At 73.1% G+C, this 16,000-nt stretch carries 14 protein-coding genes and 1 pseudogene; 8 read left to right on the top strand and 7 right to left on the bottom strand.

Going from position 1 to position 16,000, the window contains the following annotated elements:
- Positions 1 to 6: 6 nt before the first annotated feature.
- A complete protein-coding gene (gene ligD / locus ACFV9T_RS25295) occupies positions 7 to 1,011 on the bottom strand; it encodes a non-homologous end-joining DNA ligase (protein ID WP_385444146.1) in 1,005 nt (334 codons plus the stop codon).
- A gap of 94 nt (positions 1,012 to 1,105) precedes the next feature.
- Here ligD and ACFV9T_RS25290 point away from each other — a divergent pair, with 94 nt between their 5' ends.
- Entirely contained in the window at positions 1,106 to 2,167 is a 1,062-nt protein-coding gene (locus ACFV9T_RS25290; protein WP_385444145.1) for an ATP-dependent DNA ligase, read from the top strand.
- 54 nt (positions 2,168 to 2,221) lie between these two features.
- On the opposite strand, the pseudogene ACFV9T_RS25285 reads toward ACFV9T_RS25290, so the two are convergent.
- From ACFV9T_RS25285 to ACFV9T_RS25275, 3 genes and pseudogenes are all read right to left on the bottom strand, one after another.
- A pseudogene (locus ACFV9T_RS25285) lies at positions 2,222 to 2,389 on the bottom strand (haloacid dehalogenase); the annotation flags it as partial.
- An 80-nt stretch (positions 2,390 to 2,469) separates the two neighbouring features.
- The gene (locus ACFV9T_RS25280; RefSeq protein ID WP_385444143.1) at positions 2,470 to 3,141 is read right to left on the bottom strand and encodes a dienelactone hydrolase family protein; all 672 of its coding nucleotides are present in this window, start codon (positions 3,139 to 3,141) and stop codon (positions 2,470 to 2,472) included.
- A 24-nt stretch (positions 3,142 to 3,165) separates the two neighbouring features.
- Positions 3,166 to 3,951 carry a sigma-70 family RNA polymerase sigma factor gene (locus tag ACFV9T_RS25275; protein ID WP_385444141.1) on the bottom strand — a complete coding sequence of 262 codons (786 nt, stop codon included), beginning with the start codon at positions 3,949 to 3,951 and terminating at the stop codon, positions 3,166 to 3,168.
- Positions 3,952 to 4,183: 232 nt separating this feature from the next.
- Here ACFV9T_RS25275 and ACFV9T_RS25270 point away from each other — a divergent pair, with 232 nt between their 5' ends.
- The gene (locus tag ACFV9T_RS25270; RefSeq protein ID WP_385444139.1) at positions 4,184 to 4,771 is read left to right on the top strand and encodes an HhH-GPD-type base excision DNA repair protein; all 588 of its coding nucleotides are present in this window, start codon (positions 4,184 to 4,186) and stop codon (positions 4,769 to 4,771) included.
- Between the two features lie 13 nt (positions 4,772 to 4,784).
- On the opposite strand, the gene ACFV9T_RS25265 is transcribed toward ACFV9T_RS25270, so the two are convergent.
- The 3 genes from ACFV9T_RS25265 to pdxA form a co-directional block, all read right to left on the bottom strand.
- Entirely contained in the window at positions 4,785 to 5,753 is a 969-nt protein-coding gene (locus tag ACFV9T_RS25265; protein ID WP_385444138.1) for an alpha/beta hydrolase, read from the bottom strand.
- Between the two features lie 490 nt (positions 5,754 to 6,243).
- Positions 6,244 to 7,044 carry a DeoR/GlpR family DNA-binding transcription regulator gene (locus ACFV9T_RS25260; protein ID WP_385444310.1) on the bottom strand — a complete coding sequence of 267 codons (801 nt, stop codon included), beginning with the start codon at positions 7,042 to 7,044 and terminating at the stop codon, positions 6,244 to 6,246.
- A gap of 46 nt (positions 7,045 to 7,090) precedes the next feature.
- A complete protein-coding gene (gene pdxA, locus ACFV9T_RS25255) occupies positions 7,091 to 9,346 on the bottom strand; it encodes a 4-hydroxythreonine-4-phosphate dehydrogenase PdxA (RefSeq protein WP_385444309.1) in 2,256 nt (751 codons plus the stop codon).
- 187 nt (positions 9,347 to 9,533) lie between these two features.
- On the opposite strand from pdxA, the gene ACFV9T_RS25250 reads away from it, so the two are divergent.
- Genes ACFV9T_RS25250 through ACFV9T_RS25225 form a run of 6 tightly spaced genes read left to right on the top strand, consistent with a single transcriptional unit; the run spans position 9,534 to position 15,758 of the window.
- Positions 9,534 to 11,108, top strand: coding sequence for an ABC transporter substrate-binding protein (locus ACFV9T_RS25250; RefSeq protein ID WP_385444136.1), 1,575 nt, complete (start codon positions 9,534 to 9,536; stop codon positions 11,106 to 11,108).
- 3 nt (positions 11,109 to 11,111) lie between these two features.
- The gene (locus ACFV9T_RS25245; protein WP_385444135.1) at positions 11,112 to 12,041 is read left to right on the top strand and encodes an ABC transporter permease; all 930 of its coding nucleotides are present in this window, start codon (positions 11,112 to 11,114) and stop codon (positions 12,039 to 12,041) included.
- Positions 12,042 to 12,044: 3 nt separating this feature from the next.
- A complete protein-coding gene (locus ACFV9T_RS25240; protein ID WP_385444133.1) occupies positions 12,045 to 13,001 on the top strand; it encodes an ABC transporter permease in 957 nt (318 codons plus the stop codon).
- Positions 13,001 to 13,861: an ABC transporter ATP-binding protein gene (locus tag ACFV9T_RS25235; RefSeq protein ID WP_385444132.1), complete on the top strand. Its 861-nt coding sequence runs from the start codon at positions 13,001 to 13,003 to the stop codon at positions 13,859 to 13,861. The genes ACFV9T_RS25240 and ACFV9T_RS25235 overlap by 1 nt, the downstream gene beginning before the upstream one ends.
- Positions 13,858 to 14,742, top strand: a complete 885-nt coding sequence (locus tag ACFV9T_RS25230) for an ATP-binding cassette domain-containing protein (protein WP_385444130.1) — start codon at positions 13,858 to 13,860, stop codon at positions 14,740 to 14,742. Before ACFV9T_RS25235 ends, ACFV9T_RS25230 begins: the two co-directional genes overlap by 4 nt.
- Positions 14,739 to 15,758 carry an aldo/keto reductase gene (locus tag ACFV9T_RS25225; protein ID WP_385444128.1) on the top strand — a complete coding sequence of 340 codons (1,020 nt, stop codon included), beginning with the start codon at positions 14,739 to 14,741 and terminating at the stop codon, positions 15,756 to 15,758. Before ACFV9T_RS25230 ends, ACFV9T_RS25225 begins: the two co-directional genes overlap by 4 nt.
- Positions 15,759 to 16,000 lie beyond the last annotated feature (242 nt).

Genomic DNA, 16,000 nt, shown 5'->3' with positions numbered 1-16,000 from the left:
ACAAAGTCAGTGCTTGGCGCGGCTCGGCTGGACCCGCTTCGGCTCGCCCTTCATCTTGGGGTGCTCCGGCGGATACGGAAGGTCGCCGAGACCGTGATCCCGCTCGTCCCGGTCGGCCAGTTCCAGCGCGCCGTCCAGGCGGTACGTGTGCTCCTCCATGTCCGCGTGTACGTCGCCCACCTCGCGGTAGCGCACCGGCATGGTGGCCAGGTCGAAGTCGCGCGGCCGGGCGTCCGGCACCTCGTCCCAGCGCAGCGGCGCGGAGACCGGGGCGTGCGGCCGGGGGCGTACGGAATAGGCGCTGGCGATGGTGCGGTCCCGCGCGGTCTGGTTGTAGTCCACGAAGATCTTCTGGCCGCGTTCCTCCTTCCACCACGCCGTGGTGATCCGCTCCGGCGCCCGCCGCTCCAGCTCCCGCGCGACCGCGATCGCCGAGCGCCGCACCTGGGTGAAGGTCCACTCCGGCGCGATGGGTACGAAGACGTGCAGCCCGCGCCCGCCCGAGGTCTTGGGCCAGCCCCGCAGCCCCAGCTCGTCCAGGACCTGGCGCAGCTCGCCCGCCGCCCGCACCGCGTCCGCGTAGTCCGTGCCCGGCTGCGGGTCGAGGTCGATGCGCAGCTCATCGGGGTGCTCGGTGTCGCCGCGCCGCACCGGCCACGGGTGGAAGGTCAGACAGCCCAGGTTGGCGGCCCACACCACGGCCGCCGCCTCGGTGGGGCACAGCTCGTCCGCGTACCGCCCGCTGGGGAAGGAGATGCGGCCGGTCGGGATCCAGTCGGGCAGGTTCTTCGGCGCGCGCTTCTGGAAGAACGATTCCCCCTCCACCCCGTCCGGGTAGCGCTCCAGCGTCGTCGGCCGGTCCCGCAGCGCCCGCAGCACACCGTCGCCGACGGCGAGGTAGTAGCGGGCGAGGTCGAGCTTGGTGAATCCGCGCTCCGGGAAGTACACCTTCCCGGGGTTGGACAGCCGCACCGCGCGCCCACCGACGTCAAGCTCCACCGTCTCTGCCATACACCAACGCTAGGGCCACTCCGCCCGCTCCACCTCCCGGAAACCGTCTCCCGGCGGGCGCGCGGGGCCCGGCGGCCGCACAATCGAAGACATCATGGACCTTCCGGTGATGCCCCCGGTGGCACCGATGCTGGCCAAGTCGGTGGCCACGATCCCGCCCGGGATGCGGTACGAGGCGAAGTGGGACGGCTTCCGGGCCATCGTGTTCCGCGACGGGGACGAGATCGAGGTCGGCAGCCGCACCGGCAAGCCGCTCACCCGCTACTTCCCCGAACTCGTCGACGCCTTCCGCACCCACCTGCCGCCGCGCTGCGTCCTGGACGGCGAGATCGTCATCGCCCGCGAGGGCCGCCTGGACTTCGACGCCCTGCTGGAGCGCATCCACCCCGCCGACTCCCGGGTGCGGATGCTGGCCCGGACCACCCCGGCGGGCTTCGTCGCCTTCGACCTCCTCGCCCTCGGCGACACCTCGTACCTGGACGCACCCCTCACCGCGCGCCGCGACGCCCTGACCGAGGCGCTGCGCGAGGCCGCCGACCCCGTGTTCACCGCCCCCTGGACCGACGACCTCGACGTGGCCCGGCGGTGGTTCGACCACTACGAGGGTGCCGGGCTCGACGGCATCGTCGCCAAGCGCCCCGACCTCGGCTACCGGCCCGGCGAACGCGTCATGGTCAAGGTCAAGCACGAGCGCACCGCCGACTGCGTGCTGGCCGGGCTCCGGCTGCACAAGTCGGGGCCGGTCGTCGGCTCCCTGCTGCTCGGTCTGCACGACGCGAGCGGCCGCCTCCAGCACGTCGGCGTCTGCGCCGCCTTCCCGATGCGCCGCCGCCAGGAGCTGATGACCGAACTGGAGCCGCTGCGCATGGAGTCGGTCGAGGGCCACCCGTGGGCGGACTGGGCACGGGAGGAGGCGCACGAGCGGAGCCGGATGCCGGGCGCGCCCAGCCGCTGGACCGGCGTCAAGGACCTGTCCTGGCTGCCGCTGCGCCCGGAGCGGGTGTGCGAGGTGGCGTACGACCACATGCAGGGCGACCGCTTCCGGCACACCGCCCGGTTCCGCCGCTGGCGGCCCGACCGCGAGCCGGGGGAGTGCACGTACGCGCAGCTGGAGGAGCCCGTTTCGTACGACCTGAGCGAGGTACTGGGCGGCTGAGGCCCAAGAAGCCTCAGCAGCCGGTGGCCTCTGGACGACCATCCCGATGTCTCCTCAGCCGACTCCCCGCAGCAGGGCGGGCCGGTCGGCGACCGAGTCCAGCACATGGGTCGCCCCGGCCGCGCGGAACGCCACCAGCACCATGTCCGGGTACGGCCGTCCCCGGCCGCCCGCGTCGGCGGGGCACAGGGCGACCGCCACCAGGTCGCGCCAACCGAGCGCGTAGTACTTGGGCACACGGCTGTGCTCCGGGATGCCGCAGCGGACGGGGGCGCCCGGAGGCGCTGGGGTCCGGGGCCCTCTCAGCGCTGGGCGCCGCGCTGCTCGGCCATGCGCGCGAACCAGTCCCGCGCCGCCTCCGCGGCCTGCTCCAGCGCCCCGGGCTCCTCGAAGAGATGGGTCGCCCCGGGCACCACACGCAGCTCGTGCGGCGCGGCCAGCATCGCGGCGGCCTGCTCGTTCAGCCGCAGCACCTCATGGTCGTCCCCGCCCACCACCAGCAGGACGGGCGCGCCCACCCGGTTCAGGACCCCGCCCGCCAGGTCGGGGCGGCCGCCGCGCGACACCACGGCCCGTACCCGCTGCGGCCGCTCCGCGGCGGCGGTCAGGGCGGCCGCCGCGCCCGTACTGGCGCCGAACAGGCCCACCGGCAGTCCGCCGGTGGCGGGGTGCCCGGCGAGCCAGTCGACCGCCGCCACCAGCCGCCGTCCCAGCAGCGGGATGTCGAAGCGGTGCTCCGCGGTGATCGCGTCCACCCGCTCCTCGGCGTCCGTGAGCAGGTCGAACAGCAGCGTCGCGAGCCCCGCCGACTGGAGCACCCCGGCCACCGCCCGGTTGCGCGGGCTGTGCCGGGAGCTGCCGCTGCCGTGGGCGAAGGCCACTACCCCGATGGGCTGTCCGGGCGGTTCGGGAAGGGCCAGATCGCCCACGAGCAGGGCGTCGTCCGCGGCGATACGTGCGGTCTCGGAGCGCATCGTGGCCACTTCCTCCCAGGAGCGCTACGCGTGGGCCAGCAGCCCCTGGCGCAGCTCGCTGTAGAGCCGGGACAGCCGACGGGATATGTGCATCTGCGAGAAGCCGAGGATCTCGCCGATCTGGCTCTGCGAGAGCCCGGCGAAGAACCGCAGGTAGAGCACGTAGCGGTCCTGTTCGGAGAGGTTCGCGATGAGCACCCGCAGCGATTCCCGGTTGACGACCCGTTCGATCGCGGCGTCGTCCGCGCCGACCGTCTCGGCGAGCAGCCGCTCCTCGGCGCCCTGCACCGCGGCGTTGAGGGACAGCGGAGTGCAGGAGGCGCTGGCCTCCAGACCGGCGCGTACGTCCTCCTGCGGCATGCCGGTGCGGACGCTGATCTCCCCGACGGTCGGGGTACGGCCGCCCAGCTCCTGTTCCAGCGCGTCGCGCGCGGAGCGGGTGCGGGAGCGGACCTCCTGGATGTTGCGCGGGATGTGCAGCGTCCACAGATAGTCGCGGAAGTGCCGCTTCAGCTCGCCGGTGATGACGGGGATGGCGTACGAGGGGAAGGCGTGGCCGAGGTCCGGGTTGTAGCGGTCGACGGCCTTCACCAGGGCCAGCGAGGCGACCTGGGTGAGGTCTTCCATGTTCTCGCCCTTGTTGCGGAAGCGCAGCGCCAGCCGTTTGGCGACCGGCAGCCACGCGCAGATGATCGCCTCGCGCAGCGCGTCGCGCTCGGGCCCCGACGGCAGCCGGGACATGCGCAGAAAGGCGCCGCCGGTGTCGGGGGTGTCGTCGTGGCGTCGGCAGCGAGTCACGGTTGCTGGCATGGTCACTCGCCTCCGTGGTCCGATGTCACGGCCTGCCCGAGGCACAGCGGTGATGCGGTGGGTCCCGCTCTCTGGGGGCGATCGGTTTCACGGTCGGTTCTGCGGTCGCAACCAGGCTCGCATGCCCCCCAAGGTCGTGCAATTCGGCTAAATCGCCCATCCATTTCTGCATCTTTGGGGGGAATTATGACACCGGGGGATTCGGTACCGGAGCGCTGGGTATCCGCCGGGGATGGACGCCACCCTTCGCCTCGCCCAGCAGCCCGAGGCCGACGCCCTCCTCGCCCGCAGCCCCCTCGCCCTTCTGACCGGCATGCTGCTCGATCAGCAGGTGCCCATGGAATGGGCGTTCACCGGCCCGTACACGATCGCGCGACGGCTGGGCGCCGACGATCTGGACGCCCATGAGATCGCCGCGTACGACCCCGAGCGGTTCTCGGCGCTGCTGTCGGAGAAACCGGCCGTGCACCGCTACCCCGGATCGATGGCCAAGCGGATCCAGCAGCTGTGCCAGTACCTGGTCGCGCACTACGACGGTGACGCGGCCGCGCTGTGGCGCGACGCCGCCACCGGCGCCGAACTCCTCAAGCGGCTCAACGCCCTGCCCGGCTACGGCAAGCAGAAGTCCCAGATCTTCCTGGCGCTGCTCGGCAAGCGCTTCGACGTGCGGCCCGAGGGCTGGCGCGAGGCGGCGGGGGCGTACGGCGAGGAGGCCTCGTACCGTTCGGTGGCCGACATCACCGGGCCGGAGTCGCTGGACAAGGTGCGCTCGTACAAGCAGCAGATGAAGAAGCAGGCCAAGGCGGGCGGCGCGGGCTGAAGCGGCGGCGGGCTCAGGCGGTGCCGAGCGCGTCGCGCAGGGTGTCCACGGCCAGGGTGAGCGCGGCCCGTGCCGCATGGGTGTCGCGCAGCGCGTCGAGCATCAGGAAGTCATGGATGATGCCCTGCATCCGCAGCGCGGTCACCGGCACACCGGCGTCCCGGAGCTTGTTCGCGTACGCCTCGCCCTCGTCCCGCAGCACATCGGCCTCACCGGTGATGACCAGCGCGGGCGGCAGCCCCTTGAGCCGGTCGGCGTCCGCGCGCAGCGGGGAGGCGGTGATCTCGGCGCGCTGCGCGGGGTCGGTGGTGTACTGGTCCCAGAACCACTTCATGGCCTCGCGGGTCAGGTAGTAGCCGTCGGCGAACTGCTCGTACGAGCCGGTGTCGAAGTTCGCGTCGGTCACCGGGTAGAACAGCACCTGCTGGACGGGGGAGACGTCGCCGCGCTCCTTGGCCAGCAGCGTCAGCGCGGCGGTCATGTTGCCGCCCACCGAGTCCCCGGCCACCGCGAGCCGGTCCGGGTCGAGCCCGGCGCCCTCGCCGTGCGCCACGATCCACTGCCCGACCGCGTAACACTGCTCCAGGGCCACCGGGTAGCGGGCCTCGGGGGAGAGGTCGTACTCGGGGAACACCACGGCCGCGCCGACGCCGACCGCCAGCTCCCGGACGAGCCGGTCATGGGTGCGCGCGTCGCCGAACACCCAGCCCGCGCCGTGGACGTAGAGAATCACCGGAAGGGTCCCGGAGACATTCGGCGGACGGATGATCCGCGCCTTCACGCTCCCGGCCGGAATCCCGGTGACGCTGATCCACTCCTCGTCCACCTCGGGCTTGGGCACCTCACCGGACTGCAGCTCGTCGACCGTCCTGCGGCCCTCCGCGGGCGACATCTGGTACAGGTACGGCGGCTTCGCGGTGGCCTCGGCGAGCGCGGTGGCTGCGGGCTCCAGAACGGGGCGGGGCGGTGTGGTGCGCGGCATCTCGGCTCCTCGACGGGTCCGGGATTCCGACCATCTCACCGCCGCCGCGCCCGCACCCTTCCGCTTACGCCAGCGGGGGGAGGGGTGGGTTTTGGATCTGGGTGACGAATCCGGGTTCCGGGTCAGGTCAGCGGGCCCGGCGCCGGGGACGGGTCGGGGACCGGATCGGGGCCCGGCGGCTGCGGTACGGGATCCGGGGACGGGCCCGGCGGCGGCCCCGGCGTGGGGCTCGGCGGCTCCGGCGGAGGGGACGGCACCGGATCCGGCGGTGGCCCCGGCGGCGGTCCGGGCACGGGCCCAGGCCGAGGCCCCGGCTCGGGTCCGCCCGGCCCGGGCGACGGAGTCGGGTTCGGCGGCACCGGGTCGGGCCGCGTCGGGTCGGCGGCGGTGGAAGTCGGGTCGGTCTGCCGTGCCACGGTGTCCTCCAAAAGCTCGTGAGACGGTGGTCACGTCATCTTCGGGGCGGGTGCCCGATCGCCCCCTGTCCACACTATTCCTCGGCGGTTCGCCGTGAAGTCGCGGCGTCCACGATCTCGACCTCGACGCCCCCGGCGCGCAGCGCCCGGATCTCCGCCTCGTCGGAGCCGCTGTCGGTCACCAGGGTCCAGCCGGGTGGCAGCCGTATCCAGGTGTGGAACGGGCGCCGGCCGACCTTGGCCGCGTGCGCCAGCACGTACACCCGCTCGGCGCGCCGGGCCATCAGCTCCTTCAGCCGGGTCTGGCGCAGATCCGCCTCGCAGATGCCGTGTTCGGCCGTCACCCCGTCCGCGCCCAGGAAGACCCGGTCGAACGTCATGCGCTCCAACGCCGCCTCGGCGAGCGGGCCCAGGAAGCTCTGGCTCAGCGGGCGGAGCGTACCGCCCAGGCACTCGACCCGTACGGACTCCACGTCGGCCAGCTCCTGGAGCGCGGTGAGCCCGGTCGTGGCCACCGTCAGCTCCTCGGCCGTGCGCAGCTCATGGGCGAGGGCGCCGACGGTCGAGCCCGCGTCCAGCAGCACGGTCTCGCCGGTACGGATGGCCGATGCCGCCCAGCGGGCGATGGCCCGCTTCGCCTCGAACGCCTCGCCGGTGCGCTGCCGCAGCGACGCCTCGGGGTGGGCGACCAGGGCCATCGCCCCGCCGTACGTCCGCGCCAGCCGTCCGTCGGCGGTCAGCTGCGCGAGGTCGCGGCGGATGGTGGAGGCGGTGACCCCGAAGGTGCGGGACAGCTCCTCCACACTGGCGAGGCCCGTGGTCGTCGCGAGGTGGACGATCTGGTCGCGCCGGGCCCGCGCTCCCTGTACCGGCAATGTCACTCGTCCTTCTCGATCTTCTCGATCATGTGGCTTCAGGGCTTCAGCTGGCGGGCGAGGGCGACATGTCGGCGGCCTGCCGCAGCGCCTCGATCATGCTACCGGCGTCGGCCTTGCCGGTACCGGCGATGTCGAAAGCGGTGCCGTGGTCGACGGAGGTGCGGATGACGGGGAGGCCGACGGTGAGGTTGACCCCGGCCTCCAGGCCCAGCACCTTGACCGGGCCGTGCCCCTGGTCGTGGTACATGGCCACGATCAGGTCGTAGTCGCCGCGCCCGGCCAGGAAGAAGGCGGTGTCGGCGGGAAGCGGTCCGCGGGCGTCGATGCCGTCCCCGCGCAGCACCTCCAGCGCGGGCACGATCTTCTCCTCTTCCTCGCCGTAGCCGAACAGCCCGTTCTCCCCGGCGTGCGGGTTGATCCCGCACACTCCGATCACCGGCTCCGGGGTCCCGGCCCGGACCATCGCGTCGTGGCCGCGGCGCACGGTGCGCTCGACAAGACCCGGCTCGATCTTGTTGACGGCGTCGATGAGCCCTATGTGGGTGGTGACGTGGATGACCTTCACCGTGGGGGTGGCCAGCATCATCGACACCTCCTCGACACCGGTCAGATGGGCCAGCAGCTCGGTGTGGCCGGGGAAGAAGTGCCCGCCCGCGTGCAGGGCTCCCTTGTTGAGCGGCGCGGTGCAGATGCCCTGCACCTCACCGTCCATGGCGAGCCGGGCGGCCGTCCGTACGTACTGGTACGCGGCGTCCCCGGCGACCGCCGACAGCTCGCCCCAGGGCAGGTCGGCGGGGAGCAGCCCGAGGTCGATGACGTTGATCCGGCCCGGCGTGAACTCGGCCTCGGCGGGCGCCCCGACCGTGACGATGTCGCACGCGATGTCGCGCAGCCGGGCCGCCTGCCGCAGCCGCTCCGCGTCCCCGATGACCACCGGACGGCAGCGCCGCAGCGTCTCCGGGGCGAGCAGGGCGGGGACGATCACCTCGGGGCCGATGCCCGCGCCGTCGCCCATGGTGACCGCGATGAGCGGAAGCGGGCTGGTGGAGGGATTCGTGGAGGGCGTGGACGGCATGGACGGACCTTCCGTTCGGGTGTGGGGGCGCAGCGCCCGGACGATGTGACGCAGCGAGTCGGGATCGCCGAAGCTGCCCGGGCGGGTCACGACGGACCGCCCGTCGGGAGTGCGGAGGTGTACGGCGCCGTGGTGCACCTGCCCGACGGGGTCGAGCCGGTCGACGGCGAGCGCGTCCAGCACCCGCCGCGCCGTCTCCCCGCCGGTCAGGACGAGGTCGACGCCGCCCGCGTGCTCCGCGAGCGCGGCGCCGACGGTCCGGGCCAACCCGTGCACCAGCCGCCGGGGCGGTCCTGGGGCCTCGGCCGGGGCGATGGTGACGACCGTGACGGGGGCCGTCAGCGGGGGCAGGGCGGCCTCGGGCGGCTCGGCCAGCAGACCGGCCAGGTCGAGCGGGACGTGTACGGCGCCATCGGCGACCAGTCGGCGCACCTGCTCGACGGCGCCCGGCTCGGCGGTACCGACGACGACCAGCAGGGGCCGGTCGGTGGCAGCTTCTGCCCGCGCTGACGCGTCGGCCCGATCGCCATCGGGTGCCGTCCGGTGGCGGCCCAGGGCCGTCGCCAGGCCGCCGGTGCCCACCAGGTGCGGGGGCGGGGTGGCGGACAGCGAGGCTTCGACGATCGCGTCCAGGTCGGTGTCCGTCTCCGCGTCGCAGACCGCCACCCGGCCCGCCGCGACCGCCGCGCGCAGGGCGGAGCGCAGGGTGGGCCGTGGGGCGCGGACGGTCGCGAGGGGGATCAGGGTGGTGGGCAGGCCGCCCAGCGCTTCGGTCAGTGAGGACGGCGGGGGCGTGGCCTCGGCGCGCCAGGCGTCGGTCTCGTGCAGCGGAACCCCGCCGACGTGCACCACACCCGTGCGCACCACGCGCCCCGCGACCGGCAGGGCGGGGGCGACGACCACGCCCGCGCCGTCCGCGGCCAGCGCGGCGACCTCGGCGGCGACATTGCCCCGCAGCAGCGAGTCGATCTTCTTCAGGACCAGCGCGCCCGGCGCGGACTTCAGCGCGGCGCGGACCGCGTCGGCCGCGCCCTCGGCCGGGAGGTGGCGCGAATCCAGGTCCAGCACGGTCACCTCCGCGCAGGCCCGCTCCTCGGGAGGTGTCCCGGAGGGCCCAAGAAGGTGGACCTGACTGCGCGTTGTGCGCGAACTCAGTCCGGCGGCTGTCTCGGCGGCGCCGGACAGGTCGTCCGCGATGGCCAGCAGCCTCCGGAAGGGCGGCATCTCCACCGGTACCTCCTTGAATGGCCATGACAGGGGGAGTGATCAGACGTGGTCAGGCAGCGGACACGCTGTCGCCGCAGTCTCGATGATGACACACGTTGCGCGAACCGCGCGAGAGGTATTGCGTAAAGCGCGCAGCCATGTCACGGTGACCGCCGCGACACCTAGTACTGCCGAGAGGTCGACGATGACCCGAATCCTCCAAGCCCCGGACCTCAGCCGCCGGGCCATGCTCCGCCTCGGAGCGGGCGCCTCCGCAGGTCTCGCCCTCGCCCCGCTCACCGGGTGCGCGGGCCCCACCGGCGGCCCCGGCCCCGGCGCCATCAGCCTGGGGCTGAACCGTTCCCTGGTCAGCCTCGACAACAAGCTCAACCAGTTCGACGCGGCCGTCACGGTGCAGCGCGCGGTCCGCCAGGGCCTGACCCGGATGGGCAAGGGGCTGCTGCCGGAGCTGGTGCTCGCCGACCGGTTCGAGATGACCGAGCCCACCCGCTGGACGGTGCGGCTGCGGACCGGGGTGCGCTACTCCGACGGCAGCCCGGTCACCGTCAAGGACGTGGCGACCGCGCTGAAGATGTACTGGGGCGTCAACGGCTCGTTCATCGTGGGCCTCTTCCCCGAGCGGCCCGCGCTGGAGCCGGTGGACGAGCGGACGTTCTACCTGCACACCAAGCGACCGGTGCCCATCCTCGACCAGCTGATGGCCAACATCCTCATCAGCCCGGCCGTCAAGAACCGGCCCGAGGAGCTGGGCGGCGGCGTCGGCTCCGGACCGTACGTGGTCACCTCGGCCAACTCCGGCACCGGTGAGTACGCGCTCGCCGCCAACCGGCGCTACTGGGGGCGGCGCCCCGCCACCCCGGGGATCCGCGTCCGCTTCGTCCCCGAGGAGTCCAGCCGGGTGGTCGCCCTCCGCAGCGGCGAACTGGACGTCATCGACACCATCACCCCCGACTCGGCCGAGCAGCTGCGCGGGCTGCCCGGGGTGCGCCTGGACCGCACCACCGGCACCCGCGTCAACCAGCTGTTCTTCAACTTCCGCAAACCGCGCGGCCATCCGCTCGCCGACCCGCGCGTACGCGAGGCGCTGAGCTACGCCATCGACGGTAAGTCCCTCGTCGACGACGTACTCACCGGCTCCGCCCAGCAGGCCGAGGGCGTGGTCCCGCTCGCCCTCAAGGGCGCGATACGCACCGGGGGTTACGTCCACGACCCCGGCAAGGCGCGCAAGCAGCTCGCCGCGCTCGGCCACCGCGACCTCAAGGTGAAGATCATCTGGGAGTCCGGAGAGTTCCCCGGCGACACCTCGGTGATGGAAGCCGTCCTGGAGATGCTGCGCGACGCCGGAGTCCGCCCGACCCTCCAGCAGTTCGAGCCCGGCGGCGACATCCAGCAGTGGCGGCAGGGCCGCCGAGGCGACTGGGACGTCCTCGGCAACGGCTTCTCCGTCCCCACCGGACACGCCAGCACCAGCCTCCAGGGCATGTACGGCGGCACCGAGGAGAAGGAGAAGACCCGCGACACCTACCAGGGTTACGTCTTCCCGGAGATCGCCGCCCGGCTGGCCGACGCCTCCGCCGAAACCGACGAGAAGACCCGGAACGCCAAGCTCGCCGCCGTCCAGAAAGACATCTGGAACACCCGCCCCTGTCTGTGGGCCTTCGTCCCCGACGTGGTGCTGGCCCGCCGCTCCCGGGTCCGGGACGTACGGCTCCTGCAGCTCAACTCCTACGACCTCGCCGCCGTGCGCCTGGAGGGCTGAGCCGTGCCGCGCTATCTGATACGCCGCCTTGGCCAGAGCGTCCTGACCATCTTCCTGACCCTCTCCACCGTCTTCGTCCTGGTGCGCATGGCACCCGGCGACCCGGCCGCCGCCCTGGCCGGACCGAACCCCAGCACCGCGGACCTGGCCCGGATCCGTGAACAGTTCGGGCTGGATCAGAGCCTGCTCACCCAGTACGGCGTCTTCCTGCGCGATCTGTTCACCGGCGACCTCGGGACCAGCTACTCCTTCCACGCCCCCGCCTTCGAGGTGGTCTTCGACCGGGTGCCGTACACCATCACCCTCGCCCTCTCCGCGATCCTGCTCACCACCCTGGTAGCCGTACCGCTGGGGGTGTGGATGGCACGCCGCGCCGACACCAAGCGCGAACTCGGCGCCAATGTGCTGACCATCGCCGGACAGTCCATGCCGGACTTCTGGACCGGCGTCATGCTGCTGACCGTCTTCGCCGTGCTGATGCCGGTGCTGCCCGTCTCCGGCTTCACCACCTGGAGCGGCCTGATACTGCCCACCGTCACCGTGGCGACCCTGCAGATGGCACTCATCTCCCGGCTGGTACGGCGCGAGATGGCCGCGGCCCTCAGTTCGCCGTACGTCACCACCGCCCGCTCCCGGGGTGTCTCCGAACGCGCCCTCACCTGGCGTTACGCCATGGGCAACTCGGCCATCCCGGTGCTCACCGCGCTCGGCACCCGGTTCGCCGCGATGCTCAACGGTGTGGTGGTGGTCGAGGTGGTGTTCGGCTGGCCCGGCGTCGGCTCGCTGGTCGTCCGCGCTCTGGAGACCCGCGACTACCCGCTGATCCAGGCGACCGTTCTGGTCACCGCCGCCCTGGCGGTCCTCGTCCAACTCCTCATCGACCTGGCCTACCCGCTGCTCGACCCGCGGGTACGCCTGGGAAAGGCGGCCTGAGCCATGAAAGGCGCCCTCGAACCCCCGGTCCCCGCCGGTTCCCCCTCGCGCGCCCAGGCCACCGCCCAGGTCACGTCCGCGCCCCGACCCAGCCGGGTCACCGCCCGCGACCTGGCCCGCGCTGCCGCCACCCGGCGCCGCCGCAGCGCGAGCCTCAAGCTGTGGGCGGGCGTGGTGTGCACCCTGCTGGTGGTGGTGCCCGTCGCCCTCGCGCAGGTGCTGCCGCTGCCCGGCGCGAACGACCAGGACCTCGCCCGCCGACGGCTGGCCCCGCTGACCGACGGCCACCTCTTCGGCACCGACCAGCTCGGCCGCGACCTGCTCTCCCGGGTGCTGCACGGCGGCCAGGTGTCCCTGTCGATCGGTGTGCTCGCCGTCCTCGTCTCCGGTCTCATCGGCATCGTCGCGGGCGCCGCCGCCGGATACTTCGGCCGCTGGGTGGACGCCATCGTCTCCCGGCTGCTGGAGGCGCAGATGTCGCTGCCGCTGCTGATGATGCTGCTGCTCGTCGTCGCCCTGTTCGGCCCGTCCGTCACCGTCATCACCTGCGTCATCGCCATCGCCCAGTGGCCCGAGGTGGCGCGGCTGACCCGCTCGCTGGTGCTGGTCGAGCGCGAGAAACCGTACGTGGCTGCCGCCCGGGTGCTGGGGCTGCGCCAGATCGCCATCCTGGCCCGGCACATCATCCCCAACATCGTCCGCCAGGCGTCCCTGGTCGTCCTGCTGCTGCTCGCCCAGGCCGTCCTGCTGGAGAGCGCGCTCAGCTACCTCGGCGCCGGACCCCAGCGGCCGTTCGCCACCTGGGGGCGCATCATCTCCGACGGCCAGGACTACATCACCACCTCCTGGTGGCTGGTGACCCTGCCCGGTCTCGTCATCGCGCTGCTGGTGGTCGGGGTCAACCTGCTGGGCGACGGGCTGCGCGACCGTACCCGGCGACGTACGACGGAGGGCTCCTGATGAGCGACGCGACGAGTGACCGGCAGGCCCCGCTGCTGGAGGTCGAGGACCTCCAGATCGAGCTGATCACCGAGCGCGGTGTGGTCCGCGCGGTCGACGGCGTCGGCTTCACCCTCGACAAGGGCGAGACCGTGACCCTCATCGGCGAGTCCGGCTCCGGCAAGTCCACCACCGCGATGGGCCTGCTGCGGCTGCTGCCCGAGGGGCTGGCCGTGCTGTCCGGCACCGCCCGCGTACGGGGCGTCGACGTCATCGCCGACCCCCGCGCGGCCCGCCGGATCCGCGGCCGCGGCGTCTCCCTCATCCCGCAGGACCCGATGACCGCGCTCAGCCCGGTGCACACCATCGGCCGCCAGCTCGGCGAGGCGCTGCGCATCCGCCACCCGGAGCTGTCCCGCGCCGACGCCCGCGCCCAGGGCATCGACCTGCTCGGCCGGGTACGGATCCCCCGCCCCGAGACCCGGTGGGGCGCCTACCCCCACCAGTTCTCCGGCGGCATGCTGCAGCGCGTCCTCATCGCCATCGCGCTCGCCGCCGAACCCGAGCTGCTGGTCGCCGACGAGCCGACCTCCGCCCTCGACGTCACCGTCCAGGCGGGCGTCCTCGACCTCCTGATGGAGCTTCAGGAACGCACCGGCATCGGCATCCTCATGATCACCCACGATCTGGGGGTGGCCCGGCTGGTCTCCGACCGCATCCATGTCATGCGCGGCGGCCGCTTCGTGGAATCCGGCCCCGTCGAACAGATCGTGGAACACCCCGCCGAGGAGTACACCCGCGATCTGCTCGCCGCCGTCCCCACGCTGGGACCCTGGGACGAAACCCCCGCCGCCCCATCCCCCGAGGAGGCCTCGCGATGACCACACCCCTGCTGGCCGTCGAGGACCTGGTGGTCGAATACCCGGTCCCGGGCGGCGTGTTCCGCGCGGTCGACGGCGTCGGCTTCACCGTCGCGCCCGGCGGCGCGCTCGCCATCGTCGGCGAGTCCGGCTGCGGCAAGTCCACCATCGCCCGCGCCATCGTCCGGCTGCTGCGCCCCACCGAGGGGCGCATCTTGCTCGACGGCGCCGACATCGCGTCCCTGCCCGAGCGGCGGCTGCGGCCGCTGCGGCGCCGGGTGCAGATGGTGTTCCAGGACCCGTACGGATCCCTGGACCCGCATCTGACCGCCGAGGAGATCGTGGCCGAGCCGCTGCGGCTGGCCGGGACGCGGTCCGCCGCCGAGCGCGGCCGCCGGGCCGCCCAGCTGATCGACCAGGTGGGCCTGCCCACCAGCGCCCTCCAGCGGCGCCCCGCCGAGTTCTCCGGCGGCCAGCGCCAGCGGATCGGCATCGCCCGCGCCCTGGCCAGCGGGCCCGAGCTGCTGGTCTGCGACGAGGCCACGTCCGCGCTGGACGTCTCCGTACAGGCCCAGGTGCTCCAGCTGCTGCGCGAACTCCAGGCCGAACAGAATCTCGCGTACATCGTCATCTCCCACAACCTCGGCGTGGTCCGCGAGATCAGCTCCGAGGTGGTGGTGATGCGCGGCGGGCGGATCGTCGAAACCGGCCCGACCGCGGAGGTGCTCGCCGCGCCCACCCAGCCGTACACCAGGGCGCTGCGGCGCGCGGCGCTCGACCCGGCGACGATGCGGGGACGCAAACCGCGCGCCCTCGTGTCCGCGATCGCGACCGACCAGGACCATGGTCAGGACCGTGGTCCTGGCCAGGACCATCACCGAACTTCAGGAGCAACGCAGTGAACGCGCACGCGCAGACCCACACCACCTCCCAGGCGTCCCCCGGCGGAGTGAGCGTGCCCGGTGCCCCGGTGCCGCTGTCCCGGCTGGTGCTGGGCACCATGACCTTCGGCGACACGGTGGACCGGGCGGGCGCCGAGGCGATGCTGGACGCCGCGCTCGACGCCGGGGTGACGGGCGTGGACACCGCCAACGCGTACGCCGGGGGCGTCACCGAAACCATCCTCGCCGAGCTGCTGCCCGGCCGCCGCGACCGGATCGTCCTCGCCACCAAGGCCGGGATGCCGCACGCCGACGCCGGTGAGCACTCCCCGCTGTCCGCGCGCGGCATGCGCGCGGCCCTCGAAGGCAGCCTCCGCCGCCTCGGCACCGACCACGTCGACCTCTTCTACCTCCACCAGCCGGACCGCGCGGCGCCGCTGGAGGAGACGCTGAGCACGGTCGCCGAGTTCGTCGCCGAGGGCAAGATCCGCGCACTCGGCGTCTCCAACTACGCCGCCTGGCAGATCGCCGAACTGACCCACACCGCCGACCGCGTCGGCGCCCCGCGCCCGGTGGTGGCGCAGCAGCTGTACAACCTGCTGGCCCGGCGCGTGGAGGAGGAGTACCGGGAGTACGCGGCCACCAGCGGCCTGCGCACGATGGTCTACAACCCGCTCGGCGGCGGTTTGCTGACGGGCCGTCATGCCTTCGAGGAGACCCCCGAGTCCGGCCGCTTCGGCGACTCCAAGCTCGCCGCGATGTACCGCCAGCGCTACTGGGACCCCCGCCTCTTCGAGGCGGTCCGCGACCTGGGCCGGATCGCGGACGAGGCGTCCATCCCCCTGACGGACCTCTCGCTGCGCTGGCTCCTGGGCCGCGACGGGGTCGACGCCCTGCTCCTGGGCGGCTCCCGCCTGGAGCACCTGCGCGCCAACGTGGCGGCGGCGTCCGCGGGGCCACTGCCGGAGGATGTGGTGGCGGCGTGCGACGAGGTGGGCGCGAGGCTGCGGGGCCCGATGCCCGCGTACAACAGGTAAGCCCGTGGCTTCCCTCACCCCGCCCCTCCCCGAACCAGTGGCTCCGCCCCCGGGCCCCGAGCCAGGGGCTCCGCCCTCGGACCCCCGAACCAGGACTTCGCCCCCGGGCCCCCGCCCTGCGGGCTTCGCCCCTGGACTCCCGAGCTGGGGGCTTCGCCCCTGGACTCCCGAGCTGGGGGCTTCGCCCCTGGACTCCCGAGCTGGGGGCTTGGCCCGGGGACCCCCGCCCTGGGGGGCTCCGC

The sequence above is a fragment of the Streptomyces sp. NPDC059850 genome (genome assembly GCF_042731515.1).
Lineage (GTDB): Bacteria > Actinomycetota > Actinomycetes > Streptomycetales > Streptomycetaceae > Streptomyces.
Note: the sequence above shows the minus strand (reverse complement) of the source record. Positions and strands in the feature narration are given on the sequence as shown.